General features: G+C 39.1%; 22 protein-coding genes. 6 read left to right on the forward strand and 16 right to left on the reverse strand.

Annotation, left to right across the window (positions count from 1 at the left end; translation table 11 throughout):
• The first annotated feature begins 116 nt into the window (after positions 1–116).
• On the forward strand, positions 117–2,414 hold the full coding sequence (gene bglX, locus ABJH98_RS11730) for a beta-glucosidase BglX (RefSeq protein WP_348307869.1): 2,298 nt from the start codon (positions 117–119) through the stop codon (positions 2,412–2,414).
• 59 nt (positions 2,415–2,473) lie between these two features.
• Here bglX and ABJH98_RS11735 read toward each other — a convergent pair whose 3' ends face one another.
• The 6 genes from ABJH98_RS11735 to ABJH98_RS11760 all read right to left on the reverse strand — a co-directional run bounded on the left by ABJH98_RS11735 (position 2,474) and on the right by ABJH98_RS11760 (position 9,567).
• Entirely contained in the window at positions 2,474–3,781 is a 1,308-nt protein-coding gene (locus ABJH98_RS11735; protein ID WP_348307870.1) for a hypothetical protein, read from the reverse strand.
• On the reverse strand, positions 3,768–4,757 hold the full coding sequence (locus ABJH98_RS11740; protein ID WP_348307871.1) for a kelch repeat-containing protein: 990 nt from the start codon (positions 4,755–4,757) through the stop codon (positions 3,768–3,770). The genes ABJH98_RS11735 and ABJH98_RS11740 overlap by 14 nt, the downstream gene beginning before the upstream one ends.
• Before the next feature lie 2 nt (positions 4,758–4,759).
• Positions 4,760–6,022 carry a DUF4270 family protein gene (locus ABJH98_RS11745; RefSeq protein ID WP_348307872.1) on the reverse strand — a complete coding sequence of 421 codons (1,263 nt, stop codon included), beginning with the start codon at positions 6,020–6,022 and terminating at the stop codon, positions 4,760–4,762.
• 380 nt (positions 6,023–6,402) lie between these two features.
• Positions 6,403–7,002, reverse strand: coding sequence for a tRNA-(ms[2]io[6]A)-hydroxylase (locus tag ABJH98_RS11750; RefSeq protein ID WP_348307873.1), 600 nt, complete (start codon positions 7,000–7,002; stop codon positions 6,403–6,405).
• 5 nt (positions 7,003–7,007) lie between these two features.
• The gene (locus tag ABJH98_RS11755; RefSeq protein WP_348307874.1) at positions 7,008–8,849 is read right to left on the reverse strand and encodes a putative porin; all 1,842 of its coding nucleotides are present in this window, start codon (positions 8,847–8,849) and stop codon (positions 7,008–7,010) included.
• The gene (locus ABJH98_RS11760) at positions 8,842–9,567 is read right to left on the reverse strand and encodes a tetraacyldisaccharide 4'-kinase (RefSeq protein ID WP_348307875.1); all 726 of its coding nucleotides are present in this window, start codon (positions 9,565–9,567) and stop codon (positions 8,842–8,844) included. Before ABJH98_RS11760 ends, ABJH98_RS11755 begins: the two co-directional genes overlap by 8 nt.
• 92 nt (positions 9,568–9,659) lie before the next feature.
• On the opposite strand from ABJH98_RS11760, the gene ABJH98_RS11765 reads away from it, so the two are divergent.
• Genes ABJH98_RS11765 through ABJH98_RS11775 form a run of 3 tightly spaced genes read left to right on the forward strand, consistent with a single transcriptional unit; the run spans position 9,660 to position 13,075 of the window.
• Positions 9,660–10,754 (forward strand): Nif3-like dinuclear metal center hexameric protein, encoded by a 1,095-nt coding sequence (locus ABJH98_RS11765; protein ID WP_348307876.1) that lies wholly within the window; start codon positions 9,660–9,662, stop codon positions 10,752–10,754.
• A 5-nt stretch (positions 10,755–10,759) separates the two neighbouring features.
• Positions 10,760–11,539, forward strand: coding sequence for a C4-type zinc ribbon domain-containing protein (locus ABJH98_RS11770; protein WP_348307877.1), 780 nt, complete (start codon positions 10,760–10,762; stop codon positions 11,537–11,539).
• A gap of 27 nt (positions 11,540–11,566) precedes the next feature.
• A complete protein-coding gene (locus ABJH98_RS11775; protein WP_348307878.1) occupies positions 11,567–13,075 on the forward strand; it encodes a hypothetical protein in 1,509 nt (502 codons plus the stop codon).
• Position 13,076: 1 nt separating this feature from the next.
• Here ABJH98_RS11775 and ABJH98_RS11780 read toward each other — a convergent pair whose 3' ends face one another.
• The 3 genes from ABJH98_RS11780 to ABJH98_RS11790 are packed head-to-tail and all read right to left on the reverse strand — an operon-like array spanning position 13,077 to position 15,040.
• Entirely contained in the window at positions 13,077–13,412 is a 336-nt protein-coding gene (locus ABJH98_RS11780) for a metalloregulator ArsR/SmtB family transcription factor (protein ID WP_348307879.1), read from the reverse strand.
• A 21-nt stretch (positions 13,413–13,433) separates the two neighbouring features.
• Entirely contained in the window at positions 13,434–14,189 is a 756-nt protein-coding gene (locus ABJH98_RS11785; protein ID WP_348307880.1) for a DUF952 domain-containing protein, read from the reverse strand.
• Positions 14,189–15,040: a prolyl oligopeptidase family serine peptidase gene (locus ABJH98_RS11790; RefSeq protein ID WP_348307881.1), complete on the reverse strand. Its 852-nt coding sequence runs from the start codon at positions 15,038–15,040 to the stop codon at positions 14,189–14,191. The genes ABJH98_RS11785 and ABJH98_RS11790 overlap by 1 nt, the downstream gene beginning before the upstream one ends.
• Before the next feature lie 116 nt (positions 15,041–15,156).
• Between ABJH98_RS11790 and ABJH98_RS11795 the strand changes: the two genes are divergently transcribed.
• Positions 15,157–16,131: a polyprenyl synthetase family protein gene (locus ABJH98_RS11795; RefSeq protein WP_348307882.1), complete on the forward strand. Its 975-nt coding sequence runs from the start codon at positions 15,157–15,159 to the stop codon at positions 16,129–16,131.
• A gap of 44 nt (positions 16,132–16,175) precedes the next feature.
• Here ABJH98_RS11795 and ABJH98_RS11800 read toward each other — a convergent pair whose 3' ends face one another.
• Entirely contained in the window at positions 16,176–16,688 is a 513-nt protein-coding gene (locus tag ABJH98_RS11800) for a phosphoglycerate mutase family protein (protein ID WP_348307883.1), read from the reverse strand.
• Between the two features lie 42 nt (positions 16,689–16,730).
• The gene (locus tag ABJH98_RS11805; protein WP_348307884.1) at positions 16,731–18,638 is read right to left on the reverse strand and encodes an ATP-dependent DNA helicase RecQ; all 1,908 of its coding nucleotides are present in this window, start codon (positions 18,636–18,638) and stop codon (positions 16,731–16,733) included.
• 202 nt (positions 18,639–18,840) lie between these two features.
• Here ABJH98_RS11805 and ABJH98_RS11810 point away from each other — a divergent pair, with 202 nt between their 5' ends.
• Positions 18,841–19,203 carry a cupin domain-containing protein gene (locus ABJH98_RS11810; protein WP_348307885.1) on the forward strand — a complete coding sequence of 121 codons (363 nt, stop codon included), beginning with the start codon at positions 18,841–18,843 and terminating at the stop codon, positions 19,201–19,203.
• A 36-nt stretch (positions 19,204–19,239) separates the two neighbouring features.
• Here the strand turns inward: ABJH98_RS11810 and ABJH98_RS11815 are convergent, their stop codons facing one another.
• From ABJH98_RS11815 to rsmA, 5 genes are read right to left on the reverse strand one after another with little or no spacing between them, the layout of a single operon-like run.
• Positions 19,240–20,013 (reverse strand): hypothetical protein, encoded by a 774-nt coding sequence (locus tag ABJH98_RS11815; protein ID WP_348307886.1) that lies wholly within the window; start codon positions 20,011–20,013, stop codon positions 19,240–19,242.
• Positions 20,014–20,045: 32 nt separating this feature from the next.
• Positions 20,046–20,651: a hypothetical protein gene (locus tag ABJH98_RS11820; RefSeq protein WP_348307887.1), complete on the reverse strand. Its 606-nt coding sequence runs from the start codon at positions 20,649–20,651 to the stop codon at positions 20,046–20,048.
• Entirely contained in the window at positions 20,641–21,591 is a 951-nt protein-coding gene (locus tag ABJH98_RS11825; protein WP_348307888.1) for an NAD(P)-dependent oxidoreductase, read from the reverse strand. Before ABJH98_RS11825 ends, ABJH98_RS11820 begins: the two co-directional genes overlap by 11 nt.
• Before the next feature lie 4 nt (positions 21,592–21,595).
• On the reverse strand, positions 21,596–22,960 hold the full coding sequence (gene mgtE, locus ABJH98_RS11830) for a magnesium transporter (protein WP_348307889.1): 1,365 nt from the start codon (positions 22,958–22,960) through the stop codon (positions 21,596–21,598).
• Entirely contained in the window at positions 22,953–23,735 is a 783-nt protein-coding gene (rsmA, locus tag ABJH98_RS11835) for a 16S rRNA (adenine(1518)-N(6)/adenine(1519)-N(6))-dimethyltransferase RsmA (RefSeq protein ID WP_348307890.1), read from the reverse strand. The genes mgtE and rsmA overlap by 8 nt, the downstream gene beginning before the upstream one ends.
• Between the last annotated feature and the right edge of the window lie 28 nt (positions 23,736–23,763).

Genomic DNA, 23,763 nt, shown 5'->3' on the forward strand with positions numbered 1-23,763 from the left:
TTCAAAAATAAATAAGCTCATTGACAAATCTGCCTTGCCCTATTGTTACATATCCCATTGCCTTGATCAATGGCTATTTACTTTATTTGTTCATTGAAAATTTAAAATTGAACGGTATGAAAGTACAATTGGCCATTGCCATTGTGACCATTGCGCTTGTAGGGTGTAACAATAGCAATTCTAAAACGAATATTGCATCAAACCCATATGCACAACAAGTAGATAGTCTTCTTTCCTTGATGACTGTAGAAGAAAAAGTGGGGCAACTCAACCTCTATGCAGGCAGCTGGGAATTCACAGGGCCAGTACCAGAAGACGTAAACAACCAGAAAAAATTAGAAAATATAAAAAGTGGCAGAGTCGGCGCTATGCTCAATGTGATTACCGCTGATGGCACTAGAGAAGCCCAAAAATTGGCTGTAGAAAACAGCCGTTTGGGCATCCCCCTCATTTTCGGGTACGATGTCATTCATGGATATAAAACTATGATGCCCATTCCTTTGGGTCAGGCGGCCAGTTGGGATGCGGAAGTGGCTAGGTCTGGCGCTCAAGTAGCGGCAAAGGAAGCTTCTGCTTCTGGTATCAATTGGACTTTTGCGCCTATGATGGACATTGCCAGAGACGCACGTTGGGGACGAATGATGGAGAGTCCGGGTGAAGACCCCTACTTAGCCTCATATATGTCAAAAGCGTGGATAAAAGGTTTTCAAGGAAATGACATGTCGGATGCTGCTACTATTGCTGCGTGTGCAAAGCATTTTGCAGCTTATGGATTCGTAGAAGCTGGACGAGATTACAACACCGTAGACATCAGCTTGCAAACATTATACAATGTGGTGCTGCCTCCATTCAAAGCGGCTAGTGAGGCTGGCGTGGCTTCTTTTATGAATTCGTTTAATGAAATTGGCGGTGTCCCAGCCAATGGAAGTGAGCTATTGCAAAGACAACTACTCAAAGGCGCTTGGGAATACCAAAATGGTTTTGTAGTATCCGATTGGGGTTCTATTGGTGAAATGATTACCCATGGATACGCCGCTGACACCTTGGAGGCTGGTTACAAGGCCTTGACGGCTGGAAGTGATATGGATATGGAAGCTCATATTTATGAAAATTCAATCGAGGAATTGGTATCCTTAGGCAAAATCAGTGAAGACATTTTAAATGATGCAGTAAGAAGAATATTGACTGTAAAGTTTCAGTTAGGGCTGTTTGACGACCCCTACTTGTACTGTGATGTAGAAAGAGAAAAATCAGACCTACTGACAGAAGAGAATTTAGAAATCGCCAGGGCAGCCGCTAGAAAGTCGATTGTTCTTTTGAAAAATGAAAACAACCTATTGCCTCTCAGTAAAGAAGGGCAATCTATTGCGGTCATTGGATCGTTGGCAGCAGACAAAGATGTGCCATTAGGAAGCTGGAGAGCACAAGCCAATGAAGGTAGTGCAGTTTCTTTGCTCGAAGGTATAGAAGGAGCTGTTTCTGATAAAACCAATGTATCCTATTCAAAAGGATATACTTTGACCAAAGGAAGAAGACAATTCATCTATGAATTAGACATTGTAAATGGAGATCAGTCTGGCTTCAAACGAGCGATTGACCTAGCCAAAAAAGTAGATGTGGTTGTACTTGCCATGGGGGAAGACTGCTGGCAAACTGGAGAAGGAAGAAGTCAAACTGATATCGGCCTAAAAGGTGATCAAATGGATTTGATGTATGAATTGCTCAAGGTGAACAAAAATATAGTGGTCACACTGATGAACGGTCGTTCTTTGGCTATTCCTGAATTGGATGAAAGCATTCCGGCCATTCTTGAAGTCTGGCATTTAGGATCTGAGGCTGGTAATGCCATCGCTGATGTACTATTTGGAGATTACAACCCATCAGGAAAACTTCCTGTGAGTTTCCCTCGACATGTAGGTCAGTGCCCCATTTACTACAATCACAAAAATGGTGGTCGACCCACTACCAATCCTCATGACGCTGGCATGGTGTTCTGGTCGCACTACACTGACTCACCCAATTCTCCGCTTTATCCTTTTGGCTATGGTCTGAGCTACACGACATTCGAATACAGTGACTTATCACTATCGTCCATGGAGATGAGCTCTAATGGCGAAATTACTGCATCTATAAAAGTTAAAAATACAGGCAAAATAGCTGGGCAAGAAACCGTGCAACTTTACATCAGAGACTATGTAGGCAGTGTGACCCGACCTGTGAAAGAATTGAAAGGTTTTGAAAAAATTACGCTAAAATCAGGAGAAGAAAAGGAGATTCAGTTTACCATCAACAACGAAACACTCTCCTACTATCGGGCAGATCTGTCATTTGGTTCTGAGCCAGGCCAATTTGCTGTGATGATAGGTGGCAATTCCCAAAAAATATTAACGACTGATTTTAGATTAGTCGATTAATAGATTTTAGCAAAAATTAGTTTTGGGTAAGTGGAGAGGAGTCGAGAGACTCCTCTTTTTTAATCGTATTTCGGTCGTTGAAACCACCGCTGTCTCATGCTGATATTTAGAGATAGTTCATGTGTACTCTCAAAGATCAAATCATTTTCGGTAGTCCCATTATACTTCCTTTGATAGGCAATATTAATTGCACTCCCCCTCTTCAGGGGTATGCTAAGACCTGCTGTAATCCCATAAGTATAGAACATTTTATTATTTACCTTGATATATGAATTTTCGGCATAGCCCCCTATTCGATAACTCACCCTGGAAAGTGCCTTTTGACCGAATCGATCTGGCGTAATCTCCATACCAACGGCATATTTCCAAGTATCGGTAAGGTCCTCAGTATAGCCTTCTATCTCCGCCCGACTCCATTGATTGAATTCAATGTCTCCAGCCAAGATTACCTTGGCTGTGTTGTAAGACAAACCAAAACCAATTCGTCTAGGAAGTGTATAATTAGAAGCTGATTCAAGTTCATTAAATAGGGTATCTGCTGCAACATCTACACCTAAACTATAGTCCCATTCAGATATCGATGATGTGGTATTCCCATTGAGTTTTGTAGGATTTTTATAGATTAAACCAAAATTCAAATAGTAGTCTGGTCTTTGCAAGCGATAATTTAGACTATACTCTAAATCTATATTAGCAATATTCGTTGTACTTTCGGATAAATATCTTTTTAGTGTTTGTCCTCCATATACATCTTCAGTATGTTCTGTATTTCCAAATACAAAAGCCAACTTTAATCCCAATGAAAAGTTTTTTGCAATAGAATAACTATTTGAAAAATAGAATTCATTGAGGCCTCCGCTACCTTCATACGCAACATCATAGTCTGCATTTTCAAAGGAGTTGATGTTGTTTTTGTAGATGTTATACCCGACGTTGCTATAGCTAGACAGTCCAATCAGGCCATTCCACCTATCGTTAAACTTAAACCAAAAACTTAAATTCGAAAGTCCTCCATAACTACCACTTTCTGTTTCCCCTTGTGATTGGTAGTTGGTACTTGCATAGTAAAATCCAATATCGAAAACATGGTTGAAATATTTCCCTGCTAAATCATTTGCTGCAGGATTAATATTATTAATGTTATATGGGCTCGACAAACCAATAGAAGTGTACCCCATGCCTTGAGAAGCCGCTGAATAAGTTCTTGACATCTCTCCTATGCCAAAAATAGAATATACAGAGCCTGTCCCATTTTGAGCCAACAGCACAGTGTTCGCGGTGCAGCCTATCACACTAATTAGCAATAGGCTGCTCAATTTTCTGAATGACTTATTCAAAATTCCTCTGTCAAAATCAATCATCTTCATCTAATATATGATCTGGATCAAACTCCCAAACATCATCATATCTATTGGATCCACCTTGGCCTAGTGCAACAAACGACCGACCATTTATTGTAAATGAAATTGCGCCAGTTCTTCCTGCTCCTTCAAACGCAGTTTTTTCTGTCCAAAGATCAGTTGATGGGTTGTATTCCCAAGTGCTATTAACATATGACCCATAAGATCCAACAGTAATATATCCTTTACCATTTTGAGAAAAACCAACTGAACCTGCGCGATAAATATCATATTCTTCATCTTCATCATCCAAATCTATGAGTTGATACCAATCAGTCATTGTTGCATCAAATTCCCAAAAATCAGTTTCATGAAGTCCATTATTTGTGCCCGTTCCTACATAAGCGTGATCATCTATTACAAAGCACATGGCATCTTTTCTCTTTTCGCCTTTGAGGCTTACTATTTGCTCCCATTGTCCATTAGAAGAATCAAATTTCCAAAAATCTTTAAGGTAATTTCCATCATAACCTGTCCCAACATAACCGTATCCATCAACACTAAATCCAACCGCCTGATACCTGGCAGACCCACCAAAATCAGTGATTTGAGTCCAGGAATCTGAGCTTACGTCATATTCCCAAAAATCTGACAACTCAATGTCACCATCGTAACCTGTCCCAATATAACCTTTACCATCAATTTCAAAGCCGACCGCGCCCGATCGACTTAGTCCAGGAAAATCGCTAACTCGAACCCAAAAATTCTCCTCTGGACTATATGACCAAAAATCTGAAAGATAATCGTCTCCATCAAATCCCAATCCAACATATACTTTGTCTCCTGACACAAATGAGACAGCGCCTGACCTACCGACTCCTTCAAAAGATGATCTTCTGATCCAATTGCCATCCTCAACTGTCTCTTCTTCATCATCTGAACATGCTCCAAGCAAGAAGGCAAGGAAGACTATGGCTATTGAATTTTTTAATACTTCTTTCATTATTATTTAATTTTTAATTCGTTCAAAATTATTTTACTACTTGAATTGCCTATGTGGTCGGAAATGATCAAATGATCCACACTGCTTTGATATATATCAGTTGAAAACCTTAATAACAGCGCCTCATTGGCCTCCTGAGTGTCAACAAGTAATTGATCTTCAACAAACTCTTTGATATCAATGACTAATTTCCTTTCTTCATTAAATTCTAGATCCACCACCAACTCCGGCACCGCTGAGTAATTCAAAATGAGATTATTATTTCTATCAACTTTTGACAAAATCAAACTCTCTGAGAGCATTGCAACTTCTTCGGGAACCTTATTTTCAAATACTAGCTCAAGAAGAACTTCTTCGATGACAGGAGCATCTTCCGTATTTAGCAATTGTTTTAGATATGGAAACTCCAATCGGGTGGCTAAGCCACTTCCTGATTGTACATATGATTTATGGTCTAAATCCGAAGAATTCAATATTTTTTCCTCCATATCTTCAAAGAGATAAGCAGCCAGTTCACTAGTGATTTGATTAAACTTTATATGTTCATCACTTGATTCGATCGTCAGGGTGCGTTCAACAGGAGGGGAATAGAAATTGTCGAGATAGTTTATCTTTATCGTAGGAGTCGAGTGAAAACCTAAAATTGCATTGGATGATTCAGAGCAAATTTTCAAGCCATAAAAAGCATCAATGAAATCTTCCTCGGAAACCTGTTCCTTATTTAGAAATTCGAACAAATTGGTGGCAAAAGTGCCGTCAATTGGGATTTCAATAGAATCCAACGAAAATGGCCTAGGGCTAAAAGTAAATTCACCTATTGCATTAGGTTTTGTAGTGAATGAATCATCCTTGTATAGCAAGCCATCATCATCAACCACCATTTCCTCTGATAGCTCAAAGAGCTCCAAATTCATGGCGCTTAGCGTATCTCCATAAAAATAACCGTCATAGTTTAGCGTGAGATAGGCATCTACAAATTCAATATTTTCACCATCAAAAAAATAACCTTCACTTGGACTAAACTGAAAATAGGATTGCGCCACTATTGAATCTAAGTCTGAGTGATCGACCTGTCCCACTAGAACCCTTGAACCCGTATTAGTTGGTAAACTATCTAGGGCTACAGTATACAGCTCAAATGAAAGCGTATCCCAAGAGATGATTTCAAAAGAAACATCTCCAAAAAAATCCGAACCTATCTCTGGATCTTCTTGCATACAAGCCATCATGCAAATCCCACAAAAACCCCCTAACCATTTTTTCATCAGCTATTATTTTAATCTATGTTTTGCAGACTTAGACTTGTCCATCATCAAATGGTTTAATCCTTTTTAGCTGCACATTGAATGGAATGAAGAAAGGTGTGAAATGGTTGCAATGGGTCAAAAGCCCTTCGTCTTTTTATTTGAAATTATTGACTTATTATAAATATAATATAACATACAATTACAGCACATTATTACCTATTTGCATAATTAATATCTCCAAAAGATAAATTAAATATCAATTGTAGCTATTTTTTAAAAAAATAAATAACAAGAAATATAGAATCCAATAAAATGAATTATAATTATCGAATGGAGCAATAACCAACTCAAATTTGGTGCTTCAACTCATGTTTTTATGAAATGAAAACACGAACAACTCAATGCATTCGATCAGGTCGAACTTCGAGATTTTTCAATATTTCAGCTTCAGCTACTAGAAATTCAGACCATCGATTCATCACATAATCTTCAGGTTTGAATTTCTTAGCCATTTCCAGAAAACTGTTGTAATGCCCAGCTTCTGAAACCATCAATTCGAAATAAAATTTACTCAGTTCTTTGTCCTGAATGTTTTGATGTAGAATTTTGAATCGCTCACAGCTACGTGCCTCTATCAGCGCATTCAGAAGCAGTTTTTCAACCAATTGATCTTCTCTACTCCCTCCGCCCTTGAGGATCTTAGAGATGGCCATCACATATTCATCTTTACGCATTTTATCCAGCTTAATATTGCGCTTTTTCATCATATCAAGAACACGCTCAAAGTGACTCCATTCTTCTGCAACCAAATCGGTCAACATCTCTACTAACTCCTCATGCTCTGGATATTGTACAATGAGCGAAATACCGGAAGAAGCCGCCTTTTGTTCGCAATAGGCATGATCGATTAATATCTCAGCAATTGATTTTTCTGCAATATTAACCCATCGTGGATCTGTGGGTAAGTTCAGACCTAATGTAGTTTTATTCTGTTCCATTTTCATTAATCATAAAAATGCCACCTCAATCCAAAATCTATCATTTTTCTGGTAGCTGGATAATAAGGCGTTTCAAAATACCCATCTTCCTTTTTCTGATTTAGGTATTTGAATTTGGCCCAAAGTGCCAACTTCTTCGCTTTCATGACGAAGAACAAATCTGCAGTCCAGAAAGATTCTACCTCAAAATCATCTTGAATATAAAACTGCTGAGTAACTGGATCATAGGCATTGGCGTAATAAGCGGATTGCCATCGAAGGTTAACCCCGACTTGCATTTCCATGTATTCATTGAATACAATATTGTCATAATACCACTTACCTAAATAGTTCCAATCAGGGGTGCGAATCGCATTCGCACCGTCACCTGCTACATTATTGAAAATCAATTTGTTTTCTAATTTGAAGTGCTTACCCAGAAAGAAATCTGATTTCAATGAATAGTTATTGACCAACGCAACTGCTGAATTTTGAGCTGGCAGTTTATCCTCACCAAAATAAACATAATTGTCGAGGGTTGAAATCTTCACTTCAGGCTCTAAGCGAACAAAAGAAAAGGCATGAAAAAGTGAACCAGAGATCGTATTTGACAAAATATCCTCAAAACTATTCGACCATTCATAGTGGTTGCCAAAATACCTTTCTGACATGAAGGACGGTAAATATTTTCTTGAAGTGTATTGTGCCTTCAAAAAGTTGTTTTCATATTTTCCAGAAAAGTAGTATTGCCCTCCATCCATTACTTCTACTTTTCCACTCAACGAATTGCTTTTTGTCACATAGATTTTAACATCTCCTCCAATGTAATTTTCTGCAGTATGCCCAAATGTATCTAGGTATCTATAATTAAAATCAATATCTCTTCGCTTCACAAAACCTGAATAAAATATACGTTTGCCTACTCTTCCTTTTAATCCTGCTTCGACTCGCCATTCATTAAAAAGTGAGGCATCCAACGTAGAATCCGTTCGAATAAGAAAATCATCGTAATAATAAGGAGTAGTCCCATCTTCCAAAGTAGTCAAGTCTGTGTCTTCAAAATTATTTTCAATGTTGGTGCGACTGGCGACGGCATAGATTTCAAAAAACTCTGCCACAGAATACTCTTGATACAAATGAAATCTTGATCGAGTATCGAAGCTGGCTGCGGTACGCAAATAGACATCTGAATCTTGATACTGAAAATAATCCCTTTCCTCAGCATCATCAGCCACCACTATCCCTCCAGACTCCGTGGCTTTATGCTCAAACTTGTAGGCATGAAACATCAAGTGATACTTGGAGTTTTTGGAACTATGAAAAGTATAGGCATCAACTCCGGTTCCTGAAACTTGAGTTTCTCGCAAAGAGGTAGAACCCACCAGTTTAAAAGATGAGATTTTATGCACATCAAACCCAACATTCCATTGCGCATTGATATTTCTTGAAAAGTTGAAATCTACAACATTCCTACCTTTTCCCCCAAAAGCAACATTTAGCTCCATGAAAGGTGATTTAGTATCGTAATATTTGAAGTCCTCTGCTTGCTTTACATACGGTTCATAGGAATCAAATCCTGTAGTTCGACCTATAGTGCTGGACTCTGAATAATAAATCGGCCGCATGGCAGTTCCATTGTTGCCTAGGTCTTGATAGATGGTTTCTGTTTTGTCCTTAAACTCAAACCGTTCTAAGTTATGAATAGCTGTATCAATATTGTGGTACAACGTATCACTATGCTTGAGATCACTTTCATATATATACCTAGATGTAGTAGGACCGTAGACTAGCACAGTACTATCATCTAGAATTTGTGCCCAGCTTTGGGACGACAAGCATACTAAAACGAAAAAGAGTAATCTATTCACTATCCAGATTTGCGTTTGGCAAGATGTTTAAAATCAAGCGCTCAAAGTTATCACGATCTGATATAAATTCTATTTTATCCGCTGAATTATATGACTTTAATGAATCTATAGAATGTTTAATAAAGAAAACTGTAGCTCCATCTTTTAAGAAGGATCGCATTTCATTTTCCATTTCGTCGCAATTTGCTTTCTCTGGTGTTTCAACAACAACTACTATATCGGCTGTTTTCGCTGTTTTTTTTGACTCATTAAGCGTTCCTATTGGGAAAAACTCGTCATTAAAAAAAGGACGTTTAAAATCCATGACCATTACACGGAAGTGAGGTCTTATTTCATTTCTGGCAAAATCGCCATCCATAATAAATGCGGATGTATCTGGATGATTTTGATACCATTCAGAAAGCCCAAGCACTTTATGACTCGCGCTAAAAGCCCTTTCCTCTGATAATTTGGTGCAATAGTTCAACGATTCTTCTTTTTCAATCCCATATTCAGACAAACGATACTTATTCACATATAAGGCGCCTCCCAACAAATCTTGAACATATTTTGATAGCCCAATCGTACAATCAGTCGCCAATGAACCTACATAGATAACAGGAACTTCAAATTCCACAGACTTCCATACGCCCATGTCAAAAAGTCGATTTTTCAGCCACCCTCTGCACCAATTCAAAGCAGCTAAAGGCAGCCATATATATTTCCATTTTGCGATCATGCATCAAAATTAATCTGGTCAGTAGTAATTCGGTCCCATTGGCTCATTAATTTAGCAATAGCTAAACTTGACATTTCTTATATTTAAGAACTATGAAGATAAATGAAATCATTGGAGCACTTAATCACTGGGCACCACCTGCTTATCAGGAATCTTATGATAACGCCAGACTAATCACAGGAGATCCAAATTCTGAGCTTACTGGTATCTTAGTGAGTCTGGATTGTACTGAAGAAGTAGTTCAAGAGGCGATTGATAAAAAAGCAAACTTGATAGTCGCACATCACCCGATAGTTTTTAAAGGCCTCAAATCCTTTACTGGCAAAAACTATGTGGAGCGTACGATAATCAAGGCTATAAAAAATGATGTTGCTATTTTCAGTATTCACACGAATCTAGACAACGTAAATACCGGCGTGAATCGAATGATAAGTGAACGTATCGGACTGAACAACGGCCGAACTTTGGCACCAAAAACTAACATTCTAAGCAAACTAGTCACCTTCGTTCCGACTCAAGATGCACAGTCAGTTCTTGATTCACTTTATCAATCCGGATTAGGGCACGTAGGTAACTATGATCAATGTAGTTTTCAGATCAAAGGCACTGGTTCTTTTCGCCCAAATGAACAAGCCAGACCTGTCATTGGAAAGACCAATGAACGCGAATTAGTAGATGAAATAAGAATAGAAGGCATCTTCCCTTCTCATCTTAAGAACAAAGTCGTTGCAGCATTAAAGAAAGCTCATCCTTATGAAGAAGTAGCCTATTACTTGACAGCCCTGGAGAACGAAAATCAAGAAGTGGGATCAGGTATGGTAGGAGAATTAGAATCACCTATGCCCATTCTTGAATTCATGCAACTTTTGAAGGACAGGTTCAATCTAAAGGTGATTCGCCACACGTCATTTCATAAAAATGAAATCAAAAGAATTGCCGTTTGTGGTGGTTCAGGGAGTTTCTTATTAGGTGATGCTATACGCTCGGGTGCTGACATCTTCATTACGGCAGATTTTAAGTATCATGAGTTTTTTGATGCCGAACAAAAAATAATAATTGCAGATATTGGACATTATGAAAGTGAGGTGTTTACAAAAGAATTGATTTGCAATTTTTTAAAAGAAAAATTCGCTAATATTGCACTCAATTTATCCGAGGTGGATACAAATCCTATAAAATACTTTTAAAATACATGGAAAGTACGGTAGCAAAAAAGCTCGAAGCTCTTACAAAATTACAGTCAATAGATTCACAATTAGATGAATTAATTAAAGTCAGAGGGGCTTTACCTGAGGAAGTGATGGATCTCGAAGATGAGATTGCTGGATACGAAACTAGGGTGAACAATCACAACAGCCAAATCGAAGAATTGGAGTTGGCTATTTCTAATAACAAAACTGCCATCAAAGATGCTGAGAAACTCATAACCAAATATGAGGAGCAGCAAATGAATGTTAGAAATAACAGAGAGTATGATGCAATCACAAAGGAAGTAGAATTGCAGCAGTTGGAAATTCAGATTCTAGAAAAAAGAATCAAAGAGGCTTATGCTAATATCGAAGCCAAAAACGAAGAGATTGCTGATACTAAGAATGCCCTTGAAGAAAGAAAAAAAGATCTTGACAGCAAGAAAGGTGAATTAGACAATATCACTACTGAAAGTCAAGAAGAAGAAGATAAATTGCTCAAAGGAAGAGAGAAAGCATCCAAAGGCATTGAAGAGCGTTTGCTTTTGTCTTACAACAAGATCAGACAGAACGTAAGAAACGGATTGGCTGTAGTGCCAGTGAAGAGAGATGCATGTGGTGGATGTTTCAACATCGTACCTCCACAAAAGCAAGCGGAGATCAGAGAAAAGAAAAAGCTGATTGTATGCGAGCACTGCGGAAGAGTATTGGCCGACGTAGAGGAAGTGATAGTGGAAGAGAAAAAGCCTACAAGAACAAGAAGAAAAGCAGCTGCAAAGAAATAAGCTGATTTGAAGGCACTTCAAAAACATATGATATTTATAAAGGTGAGCATGTCTCACCTTTTTTTGTTTTTTGCCTTTCTTACTTTTCACGACACTGAAGCTCAAAGCATCAAAGATCATCCTGAAATTTATGATGCCTATCATGATGTCCTAAAATTGAAGATTGAAAGTGGCAGAGCCAAACTAAATCAAGTCATTCCTAATCATGCACAACTCGGCCATTATCATTATGTAAAAAGTCTGGCAGATGTGGTTGAGATTTTGATCTCAGAAGACCCCAAACTTTTTAAAAAATATGAAGACAGTGAAGAGGACAATCTGGATGGTCTTAGAGAAATGGAAGAATCCGATCCTCATTATAGGTATTACAATGCCGAAATAAGAATTCAATGGGCAATAGTGAAAATCATGTTTGAAGAAGACATGAAAGCGGGTATGTCTCTGAAAACAGCCTACAACTATATCGAGAAAAACATTGAAAAACACCCTGACTTTGTCGCCAACTATAAGGCCTATGGCTCATTGCATGTGCTGTTTGCAGTAGTGCCTGAGAGTTATCATTGGATTTTGAAATTCTTTGGGATCAAAGGAAATTCTATCCTCGGTTGGGATGAGCTCAATAAAATCCAACCAGACAGTCCCTATTGGCTGGAAACAGGTTTAATCAAAGCCTTGATCGCAATCAATATTCTCAACAAAGAGAAGCAAACACTCACCTTATTGGATGAATTAAAAAAATCGCACAAAGACAATTTGATCGTCAACTACCTATACAATACTGCATTAGTGAAATACGCCAAAAGTGAACAAGCACTCCCCAATTTGCGAAAATTACTATTTACAAGCGCAGAGTATCATCACATTGACAATGTATACTACAAACTGGGTGATATATATATGCAAAAACAGCAATATCCGTTAGCTCGATATCATTTATCTAAATTTTTAAATCAATACCAAGGAACAAATTACATCAAGGATACTTGGTTTAAGATCTTCCTGAGCTACTGGCTAGAGGGTAATGAAAAGATGGCCGAAATCCATTGGAATAAAGCTAAAGATTCGGGTCGTACCTTTGCTTCAGCCGATAGAAATGCAAATAGTATTTTAGAAGAAGACAATTACCCCAACCCATTACTAATGAAAGCAAGGCTAGCAACAGATGGCGGTTATTTTGGACTGGCCAATCAAGCTCTAAAAAACATACAGCAAGGATCTTTGGCTGACAAAAAAGATGAGTCCGAATACTTTTATCGTTATGGTCGATTGGATGATAAAACTGGCAAAGATCAAGATGCTATATTCAATTACCTTAATGCCATAAAAAAAGCAGGCAAGGAGAATTGGTATTTTGCCCCTTCAGCCTGCTTGTACACAGGCTACATCTATGAATCTAGAAAAGACTATAAGAAAGCTGAGTTTTATTACGAAAAAGCAATGTCGTATAAAAAGCATCCCTATAAGGCCGGAATAGACCACAAAGCTCATGCGGCGTTAGAGCTTATTCAAGACAAACTTCCTAAAAAGAAAAAATAGATTAGCAACAACCGTCATCGCTACAAGCCGCTCTTTGAGCAAAAAAATGGGAGAAACTATCTGAAATGGATTCCCACTTATCTGAATCTATACAATAGCAAGTGCTCGTGCCTTCAATATTACCTTTGATAATTCCAAGATTTTTTAATTCTTTCAAATGCTGTGACACAGTCGCCTGAGCCAAGCCTAACTCTCCTACTATGTCACCACAAATACACGTATTGGCTTTAAGTAAATACTCTAAAATGGCAATTCGAGCTGGGTGCCCCAAAGCTTTCGACATAATCGCCAATTCATTTTGATGTGCTGTGAATTTTTCCGTTTTAGATAGTCCCATAATCGCAATATTACGACAATTCTATTCAATAGTTTTAATATCAAGGTCTTGAGCCGATTCAATCGTACGAAGAAATACAATTGCCGACTTATTCAATTTGCCATAAACATGAGGAAATAGTGCACCTCGCGAAGGCACTTCTTCGATTTTCACGTCTGGTTCAACTTTAGATAAATCTATGCCCAGCAAAACCAAATGATCTTCTGGATGAAAATATTTTTCATACGAAATTTTCAATTCCGACAAGTAAGACGTATGAATGAACCCCTCGCTATCTAATGATGGATGAGTGTACAACGTGCTTTGATCCTGAGCTTCCCAATCTGTTTTTTTGGCCAAATGAAAACTGATAGATTCTCTCTGAGGCGGCGTTTGAAACATACGCTCCTTTGAGAATTTCAAAAAGGTATTCAATACAAAATGATTAGCCTTAATTAAGAAAACATGCCGTTCCTTGCCTTCTAATAATTCCAATCCATCCTTGCCAAGGAATCCATAATACATCCATCCAAAAAACAGAAAAACTAAAAAAAGATTGGTTTGATAATGATACCATCCTAATGACAAGGCCAACCAAGAGAAACAAGTGCCTATTCCTCCTATCACCAATGGAATGATCAATTTCTTCCTGCTTATCACGAGCCCTTTGATAGAAGTCAATGGAAAATCCATTCTCTTTCCTTTGAAAATCACGACCAATGTTCGATCATATAAAACAAGCATATTGCGAGCATCACCACTCTTACCCAGATAACATTTCAATAAAACAGGTAGCATCAGGCTAGTTTTAAAAAAGCTATCATTCGATCAACCAATATTTGAGAGTGCTCAGGCAAGGCAGTTTCTAACCATGGATGCTTACCGCCAAAGGTATGACCCGCTCCAGCGATTCGCAGTGCTTCAACCGAAGGGTAAAAACTCTTTAACACCAACAGCGACTCCACAGGTACAGTTTCATCTGCATCACCATGTATAGCCAAAAATGGAATATCCAATTTGGTCATTTGACTTCCAATTCTAAATCGCTCTGGTGTACGTTCAAAATCCTCCACCATTTGATAATTGAGTGGCATATCTTGATTGGTGCGCATGTTTTTTATGTACTGTACTCCTTTCGCTTTCCATTCTTCTAGAAATTTAGCAGACCAAAACCTTTCCAAATCAGGTACTGCTGCCCATGTTACCAATTTTTTAATTCTTATATCCTCACAAGCTGTCAATATACTCACCGCACCTCCTCTACTATGTCCAGACAAATAAAGTTTAGTCCAATCGATTTCTTTCGATTCAATAGCTAATCCTTCTTGAGCGATCAGATCAATAACAACTTTGATATCATCGAGTTCGATACTGAAGTTGTTATTAGCGAATGCTTCTAAGTCAACAAATTCTTGAGGGTGATCAGGAGTTACGCCATTGTGAGATAAATTCATTTTTACATAAACAAACCCAGATTCAGCCATCTGATCTGCGATCATATTGAAATGCATGGCATCTTTAAATCCCTTAAAGCCATGTACAAAGAGAATCACAGGTTTTTGTTTACCATCAGGCACATATCTGAAATCTATATTAAACGGTCGCTCTTTGTGTTTCGAAGTAAGAATGAGTTCTTTTTTTATCATCATTTAGCCTTGGTCTAAAACCAAATATCAACATCCTAATCTCATTATTGAAATAATTATGAAGAACCTTCTATTTATTTTCAGTCTAACCCCATGTTGTATTAATTTGCGGGCAAATAATGGCGCTTAGAATAAAAGACATCCAATCCCCTGTAGCCAATGAGATGGCTGAATTTGAAATAAAATTCAGACAGTCCATGAAAAGCAACGTGATGCTTTTGGATAAAATCATGGCCTACATCGTAAAACGAAAAGGCAAACAAATGCGTCCGCTTTTTGTTTTCCTAAGCGCTGCGACTACTGGCCAGGTTTCTGAAGCATCTTATCGTGGCGCATCCCTGATCGAACTTTTACACACGGCTACCCTCGTTCATGATGATGTGGTAGATGACTCTACGTATCGCAGAGGGTTCTTTTCTGTAAATGCACTATGGAAAAATAAAATTGCAGTTCTGGTTGGAGACTTTTTGCTGTCCAGAGGCATGTTGTTGTCTATTGATAATGAAGACTTTGATTTGCTCAAATTAGTCTCAGAAGCCATCAGAGAGATGAGTGAAGGAGAGTTACTCCAAATGGAAAAAGCCAAGAAGCTGGACATTACAGAAGAAGTCTATTACGAAGTCATACGCCAGAAGACGGCCAGTTTGATCAAGGCTTGTTGTGCGGTAGGTGCTGCTTCTACAGGCGCAGACCCAGTCACTGTCCAAACGATGGGTGAATTTGGTGAAAAAGTAGGTATGGCTTTCCAGATCAAAGATGACCTTTTCGACTATGGTACTCAAGAAATTGGCAAACCTTTAGGTATTGATATTCGCGAAAAGAAGATGACCTTGCCTTTGATTCATGCGCTCAACCAAGCCACAAGTTCAGAAAAAAGCAGCATCAAGCGGATCATCAAAAAACATAGTGAGAATACAAAAAAGGTGAATGAGGTCATTGATTTTGTGAAAGAGAAACAGGGTCTTGCTTATGCCACTGATGTAATGAATACCTATCACACGGATGCCATTCAAATGCTCAAAACATTTCCTGACTCTCCTGCCCGACAGTCACTAGAACAGCTGGTACAGTTCACCATAGAAAGGACAAAATAGTATTTATAAATCAGGAAATCTGATCACTTCAATTCCTCCAGTTTTTACTCACAACTAAACGAAGTATGCAACAAGTGCAGTCTTCCTTTTTTATTGCAAAATACCACCTGATAGACTCGATTGTAAATACTTTCATCAAATGGCTCCAATTCTTCGCCAACTAGCAGGCCTGCTAAAACGCCTGTTGTATTGCTATGCCCCACTACAAAAGCATCTTCCTTTCGCTCCAAAAGTAGCTTTGAAAAAGCAGGTAATTCTCTTGGATCATACATTTGAATATTTATACTTTTTGCCTCAGACAATGGCTGAGCCGTATCTCGGGTTCTCACATAGTCGCTGCTATAAATAGCCTCCAATTCTACAGCTTGTAATAACTCTGCCAACTGCTCGGATCGCTCCAATCCACATATCGTCAAAGCTGGATCATTCGAGCTACTAGCAGTATCCTTCTCGGCATGACGGACTAAATAAATGGTGAATATTTTTTCTTCGGCTTGCGGTTTATTTTCACATTGGAAACACAAAAAAGCCACAATTATTACTAAGAAATTTTTCATTTGATTTTAATTAATGTGTCGCAAGGATAGCCAATTCCTAGTTTAAATTAGTTCCAACTGGTCATAACCGATCATTTTCAACTTGCCCTCATCAATCAACATGCGAATGGATTCTGTAAAAACAAAATCACCTTTGACTTCTACCGCATCTTTCAGTTCGTCAATATAGGTAGTTCCCGATGATAATAGCGCAATGATTTCAGTCTTGGTCTGATCTAAAGCCGCTATCAACTTTTCTTGTTTCTTCGCTTTGATGCAAACATCACAAACCCCACAATTCAGATAAGTTTTCTCATTGAAATATTCCTGAAATATCCGTGTACGACAGCCTTCTTTGTTTGTGGCATAAGATTTCATAGCCTCTACTTTTTCCTTGATGACTTTGTGTCTCGGAGCTACTTCATTGTAGTATTTTTTCAGCTTTGATACTTCCAATCGCGGTGTCAGATATGTCAACTGTGGTAACGTTTTCATGGGGTCATATACAATCACTCCTTGTTGTTCTAAGAGCTGTAGTTTTTTAGTCACTTCACTTTTAGACAGCTTGCTCAGTTTGGCTACTTCAAACTCAGACACATTCATAAAGTCAGCATAGAGACCACCACCGTAGAGACGAAGCATAGCCTTAATGACTGACTCATAAGCTCCATTTGATATGGTGAATTTGTACACTTCATTGCCATCCAGTGCAAACTTGACCGTGCTGGATTTGTTCAAACTTTCACTTACTAAAAGTAAACCCATCTCTTCCAATTTCTGAATACAGAAATGAGCTTCCCTTGGGTTGAGTTGGTAGGTACTAGCAAACTGCTTCAAATCAAAATCATAACTCTGCCATTGACTACTTCCAGTAGCCAATTTGAAGTAATTGGCAATGGCCTGGTAAACCCTTTGCACATAATCCAACGTAGGGTTTCTGTGTTTCTCATTTTCGCTCAGGCGAAACAAATCAGAAGCATTGTATAGTAAAACGGCAAAGGCACTTCGCTCGTCGCGGCCAGCACGACCAGCTTCCTGATAGTATGCTTCTAGCGAATCAGGAAGGTCCAAATGCACCACCACCCGCACATCTGGTTTATCAATTCCCATCCCGAAAGCATTGGTTGCCACCATCACTCTTCGAATGTTTTTGATCCACTCTTCTTGTTTTTTACTCCGAGTAACTGGATCCAAACCGGCATGATAGAAATCCGAAGAGATCCCATGCTGATAGAGATATTTGGCTATGTTCTGAGTTTCCAATCGACTTTTCACATAGACGATCGCCGATCCCTTCACATTGTTTAGAATGTCGATCAACTTAGGTCCTTTGTTTTCTAGCTCAAAAGCGGAATAAGACAAATTGGCTCTTGCAAAGCTCTTTTGGAATATTGCTGGTTCTTTGAAGACCAATTTCTCACAAATATCTTTTGACACATCAGCTGTTGCTGTTGCCGTCAAAGCAATTTTTTTAGTATCCGATAAATAGTCGTAGATAGATGCAATCTCTACATAAGACGGACGAAAATCATATCCCCACTGCGAAATACAGTGCGCCTCGTCAATTGCCAATAAGCCGACATTCATCCTTTTCAATCTTTCGATAAATAGATCAGATTTCAATCGTTCTGGCGAAACATATAGAAACTTGACCTTGCCATGCACACAGTTATCTAGCAGTATATCAATCTCACGTTTGGGCATGCCAGAAGTAACAGCGGCTGCTGATATACCTCTTTTTTTCAGCTGCTGTACTTGATCCTGCATGAGTGCGATCAATGGCGAAATGACCAGGCACATTCCCTCCAACATCAAACCAGGTACCTGAAAACAGATAGACTTTCCTCCGCCTGTTGGCAGCAGTGCCAAGGTTTCCTTCCCGTCCAAAACCGAGTCGATGATCTCCTCTTGCAAAGGCCGGAAAGCGTCAAAACCCCAGTATTTTTTCAGTATGTCTTTGGCGTGTTCCAATAGATTGAATGATTTGCAACAAATAAACGAATATCTCGATTAATATAATTGGCTTTGTTGTCAATAAACAGAATAATATCGTTCTGTTGTTTCGAGCGAGCCTGTCGACTAACAAGCGATAGTGAGAAATCTAAACAATTGCATGGGTTGTTGATAAGATTTCTCCTTCCAGTCGAAATGACAAATTAAAAATCAGAAAAGCATGACCAAGATAAACCTCAAAGAAAAATTCAGCTTATTCAATGACTACTGGCATCCACGGATCATCGGTGAATTGAATGGGCAACTGGTGAAAATCGCCAAGTTCAAAGGCAGCTTCGATATGCACCAACATGATCATGAAGACGAACTTTTTCAAGTAGTAAAAGGCCAGATTCAGATCAAGTTCGAAGACCGAACAGAAACCTTAGATGAAGGCGAAATGATCGTAGTGCCTAAAGGTGTTCTGCACCAGCCGAGCGCAGAGGAGGAAGCCTGGGTGATGATGTTTGAGCCGGCTTCGACTGTGAATACTGGTGAGAATGAAAATTCAGAATTGACTAGAGAGGAGTTGGAGTGGATTTGAAGCAATTTAAATCGTTCAATTCAATTCCCAAATATTTTAATTTTTGATATTGTAATCTTCCAATTCAATAGTAAAGCTTCCTACTTTAGTTCCTAAATCATTCCCGTCAATATCTGTAAGACTCACCTCTGAAGTAATTACTCTTTTAACCAATCCAATATTCGATACATATTCGATGGCTTTTAGCTGATTGGACTCATACCAAGGTCCTGAATATTCAATCTTGTAACAATTGAATATTCCTGCAGGTACTGAAACCTCTTCAAAACTAACAACAGTTTTATTGGCAATTTCTACACCATCATTCAGCCATAAAGACCATTCTTTACCAATTTCCAACGGGTAATTAAAAATATTTTTTGGCGGATTTTCTAGGATCAAATCGTCTGAAAGTACAACCCCATCCGCCAACAGCCAAGGACTAGCAAGCCCAACTCCCATTTGTCTCAAGCTTCTTGCATTAGCATCAGTAATTGCCGAAATCTTATAAGCCAACAAGTTCAACCCTTGTGCATCTTGAAAATAATGATGGATTGAAACAAGTTCTGGTTCTTGATCCTCAACAGTCTCAAACTCGTACGTTTCAATCCCATCCACTTTTCCCCTTCCAATGATCTTTATATTAATTACTCGATGCTCTAGTTTTTCGGAGATATCTTCATTACTCGCTGTCCAATTATAGGTCCATGAATTACCTACGTTTAATGGAAATTCAGCAACCACTTCACTCCCATTAATTGACTCATTTGACTTACAAGCCATCGCCATTAATGAAATTGTTAATATATAAATCGAAGTTGAAATTTTCATTCCTTTTTAATTAATACAATTAAACTGACCCTTTAATCAAAAATAACACTATCCGGCAACAGCTCCTGATATTTCGGTCCGTAAATTTTTATAAATGATAAGTAAGTATCCGAAAGGATCAAACTCCAATTTTCGAAGGTCTTGAGCTGACCATAGTTCGAGTCTACAATGGCTTTGGCATTTTCGGATTTCTTGAACTCCACCGTATTCATGTGTTGCATATATTCCATGCCATTGCGCTGAAACATGTTTTGGAATGCATAAATGCTGGACAGTTCCAGCAGGAGGTCTTGGTCAAAATCTTTGATGGCGCCAGTGGAATTAGCCACATTCCAAGCTGCATCACTGAGCATTGGCATATTGAATCCTAAGGAATATTTCATGGGCTCGCCCTTGTCAAAGGAATCTTTATAGACTTTTACCTCCTTCAAACGTTCCTGGTAAGTCAACCGTTCATCGGCAACATCTTTTTGATTAGTATAAACCTCAAGGAAAATATTCAATAGCGCTCTTTCAGCAAGTTCTTGATCATTATTGGCTTCTCTCCAGTGATTGAGACCAAGAGCCAATAACACGGCGAAAACGACTGAGATAAATTCAGTCAACAGTTTCCCTATCCATCCTTTCTTATTCTCCATCGGTCAGGTTTAAGTGTTTGATTTTATCAACCAATACTTCATTGATCTTTTGATATGACTCGAATGACCAGCCACCTACGTGAGGCGAAAAAAGCACCCGATCATCTTTGATCAATTGGTTGAATGTTTCGGCTTGTGCATTAGTCAAGAAATGTAATTTTTCATTTTCCAACACATCCAATGCAGCCATACGAACCGTGCCATCATTCATGGCAGTGAGCAAATCTTTGAGCGGCACCACTTCTCCCCTCGAAGCATTGATAAAGACGATCGGCTTTTTGAATTTCTTGAGATAAGTGAGGTCAACCAGATTTTTGGTTTCGTCGGTAAGCGGAACATGGAGACTAAATATATCCGCCTGTTCATAAATATCTTCCATTGCCACTTGCTCGGCATATAGATCGCCGTACTTTTTCTTATACTTATCAAAAGCAATGACGCGACAGCCAAACCCACTTAGTTTTTCTGCCACGGCACTTCCCATGTTGCCATATCCAAGCAAACCAACGGTCTTTCCGCTGATTTCAAATCCCCGATTGCCTTCACGATCCCACACTTTGTTTCTTACGTCCATGTCTCCATGGCGAAGATTATTGGATAAGGAAAGCAGCATGCCTACTACATGTTCGCCAAGCGCATCCCGATTTCCCTCGGGTGCATTGAGCAATTCAATATTTCTTGAATCTAGATAATCCACATCACACTGATCAATTCCTGCGCCAGCTCGTGCGATGAATTTCAGCTCCTTTTGGCCTTCTAGTAATTCTTGGTCAATGCTGGTTTTGCTTCTCACCACAAAACCAACAAACTGGTCTTGGTGATTGGTAATTTCTTCCCGAGTAATTTCAGGTTTATAGTTGGGCTCATAGCCAGCCTTTATCAACAAAGGAGAAATGCTTTTATGCATTTCGTCGATGATTAAAATGCGTTTATTGGACATGGATTTAAAAACCGTATAAGAAGTGTGCAACTAAAAAATAGACCGTCAGACCCAGAAGGTCATTGGCCGTGGTAATAAATGGCCCTGAAGCCATGGCAGGATTAATCCCTACTTTATCTAATATCAGCGGAGTAATGGTTCCCATAAATGATGCTAGCAAGACTACACTAAACAAAGCAATCGCCACAGTGCCCGCCATCGCTTGATCCGAAGTAGAGAAAATGACAATCCCAAAAACGATCAGCGCCAGAATAATACCGTTGACCACTGCCACAAAAAGCACTTTCACCATTTTTTTGAGTAACGTATCTTCAAAGGCGTTGTAACTGGCTAAACCTTGCACTACAATCGAGGATGATTGAATTCCGACATTGCCACCCGTGGCTGTAATGAGTGGAATGAAAAATGCCATCGCTGGGATGAGTGCAATATCTTTTTCAAACAGACTAATAAATTTAGCGCCAAGTAACCCGCCCACTAAACCGATCACAAGCCAAGGCAAACGAGCTTTGGACAAGACCCAAACGGTGTCATCTTCCTCCACGTCACCCGAGATACCTGTCATCATTTGGCGATCTTCTTCGGCCTGTTCGGTGATGACGTCCATGGCATCATCAATGGTGATTCGACCAACCAATTTGCCTTTTACATTAACGACCGGCAAAGCTTCCAGGTCATACTTCTGCATGGTTAGCGCCACTTCTTCCTCATCGGCATGTGTGCCAACAGAAACGATATCATCTTCGTATATGTCAGCCACCAGGGCGTCTGGCTCAGAAAGAATAATTTTTTTAAGAGCAACCCGACCGAGTAGTTTTCCATCGTTATCTACCACATATACGGAGTAGATTTTCTCTACATTTTCGGCCTGCTTTCTAATTTCTTCAATACACTGCTGGATGGTCCAATTGAGATTGGCGCAGATCATCTCCTTCGCCATCAATCCACCAGCTACATCTTCTTCATAGCGGAGCAGGTCCAGGATGTATCCGGCTTTCTCTTCATTTTCAACCGAAGCAATAACCTCCTCACGTTTTTCAATAGGAAGCTCATTGATAACGTCCACGCCATCATCAGAGTCCATCTGGTCCACGAAAGTGGCTAATTCATCTGCTGTGAAATTTTCGAGGAATAAGGATTGGCGGTCTTCTTCTAGATTGACGATGATCTCAGCACCAATTTCTACATCCAACAAATCGATAACAAACTTGGTTTGTTCCGCATCCAGCTCACGTATGACTTCAGAGATATCTGCAGGGTTGACGCCATCGAGGGTAGAAGTGACAAAGTCTGCCTCCTTAGCATCTACCGCTTCTGTAAATCGCTCGAGATACTCCTTCGACAGTTCAAACTCCATGTGTTCAATCATGACCCTGTATTAGTTTAGTCAATTCGATAAAATCCGCTACTGAAAGCTGCTCAGCACGCTTATTTAGCACGTCCATTTGCTGTACGGATTCGGGCAAATTTAGCCCTTTCAAGGCGTTTCGCAAGGTTTTGCGTCGCTTTCCGAATCCTTCTTTTACTACTCGTTTAAAGAGTACTTCATCGCAGTCCAATTGCTTCACCTTGTTCCTAACCAATCTGATGACACCAGAGTCCACTTTGGGCGGTGGATTAAAAACATTAGGAGGTACGGTAAACAAATATTCTATGTCATAATAGGCCTGTAGCAGCACGCTTAAAATGCCGTAGGTCTTATTTCCTTCCTTGGAAGCAATACGCTCTGCCACCTCTTTTTGGATCATTCCTACCACATAGTTCACCTGATTTCTATTCTCCAGGACTTTGAAAAATATCTGAGAGGAAATATTGTAAGGAAAGTTGCCTATGATACTCAAAGGTTGATCATTGAAAATCCCCTTAAAATCACTTTTTAAAAAATCCGTAAACTGAATCTCAACTTCTTTACCTATGTATCGGTTTTTGAGGTAATCAATTGACTCCGAGTCCAAATCCATCAATACTAACTGTTTGATACCTTTGTCCACCATCAAGTCAGAAAGAACACCTGTACCTGGCCCTACCTCCAACACCGCTTTAGGGTCTGTCACATCGAACAAGCCTTTCACAATGTTATTCGCGATGTTTTGATCTTTCAGAAAGTGTTGTCCTAAATGCTTCTTGGGCTTAACTCCGGCCATAGTTTATGCAATGATTAATCTAGAATCC

Source organism: Reichenbachiella sp. (assembly GCF_039969095.1).
Lineage (GTDB): Bacteria > Bacteroidota > Bacteroidia > Cytophagales > Cyclobacteriaceae > Reichenbachiella.

Excerpts from the sequence above, each read along its gene's own strand:
- bglX (WP_348307869.1), top strand. The coding sequence starts at position 117 with ATGAAAGTACAATTGGCCATTGCCATTGTGACCATTGCGCTTGTAGGG.
- ABJH98_RS11735 (WP_348307870.1), bottom strand. The coding sequence starts at position 3,781 with ATGAAGATGATTGATTTTGACAGAGGAATTTTGAATAAGTCATTCAGA.
- ABJH98_RS11740 (WP_348307871.1), bottom strand. The coding sequence starts at position 4,757 with ATGAAAGAAGTATTAAAAAATTCAATAGCCATAGTCTTCCTTGCCTTC.
- ABJH98_RS11745 (WP_348307872.1), bottom strand. The coding sequence starts at position 6,022 with ATGAAAAAATGGTTAGGGGGTTTTTGTGGGATTTGCATGATGGCTTGT.
- ABJH98_RS11750 (WP_348307873.1), bottom strand. The coding sequence starts at position 7,002 with ATGGAACAGAATAAAACTACATTAGGTCTGAACTTACCCACAGATCCA.
- ABJH98_RS11760 (WP_348307875.1), bottom strand. The coding sequence starts at position 9,567 with ATGATCGCAAAATGGAAATATATATGGCTGCCTTTAGCTGCTTTGAAT.
- ABJH98_RS11765 (WP_348307876.1), top strand. The coding sequence starts at position 9,660 with ATGAAGATAAATGAAATCATTGGAGCACTTAATCACTGGGCACCACCT.
- ABJH98_RS11770 (WP_348307877.1), top strand. The coding sequence starts at position 10,760 with ATGGAAAGTACGGTAGCAAAAAAGCTCGAAGCTCTTACAAAATTACAG.
- ABJH98_RS11775 (WP_348307878.1), top strand. The coding sequence starts at position 11,567 with ATGATATTTATAAAGGTGAGCATGTCTCACCTTTTTTTGTTTTTTGCC.
- ABJH98_RS11780 (WP_348307879.1), bottom strand. The coding sequence starts at position 13,412 with ATGGGACTATCTAAAACGGAAAAATTCACAGCACATCAAAATGAATTG.
- ABJH98_RS11785 (WP_348307880.1), bottom strand. The coding sequence starts at position 14,189 with ATGCTACCTGTTTTATTGAAATGTTATCTGGGTAAGAGTGGTGATGCT.
- ABJH98_RS11790 (WP_348307881.1), bottom strand. The coding sequence starts at position 15,040 with ATGATGATAAAAAAAGAACTCATTCTTACTTCGAAACACAAAGAGCGA.
- ABJH98_RS11795 (WP_348307882.1), top strand. The coding sequence starts at position 15,157 with ATGGCGCTTAGAATAAAAGACATCCAATCCCCTGTAGCCAATGAGATG.
- ABJH98_RS11800 (WP_348307883.1), bottom strand. The coding sequence starts at position 16,688 with ATGAAAAATTTCTTAGTAATAATTGTGGCTTTTTTGTGTTTCCAATGT.
- ABJH98_RS11810 (WP_348307885.1), top strand. The coding sequence starts at position 18,841 with ATGACCAAGATAAACCTCAAAGAAAAATTCAGCTTATTCAATGACTAC.
- ABJH98_RS11815 (WP_348307886.1), bottom strand. The coding sequence starts at position 20,013 with ATGAAAATTTCAACTTCGATTTATATATTAACAATTTCATTAATGGCG.
- ABJH98_RS11820 (WP_348307887.1), bottom strand. The coding sequence starts at position 20,651 with ATGGAGAATAAGAAAGGATGGATAGGGAAACTGTTGACTGAATTTATC.
- ABJH98_RS11825 (WP_348307888.1), bottom strand. The coding sequence starts at position 21,591 with ATGTCCAATAAACGCATTTTAATCATCGACGAAATGCATAAAAGCATT.
- mgtE (WP_348307889.1), bottom strand. The coding sequence starts at position 22,960 with ATGATTGAACACATGGAGTTTGAACTGTCGAAGGAGTATCTCGAGCGA.
- rsmA (WP_348307890.1), bottom strand. The coding sequence starts at position 23,735 with ATGGCCGGAGTTAAGCCCAAGAAGCATTTAGGACAACACTTTCTGAAA.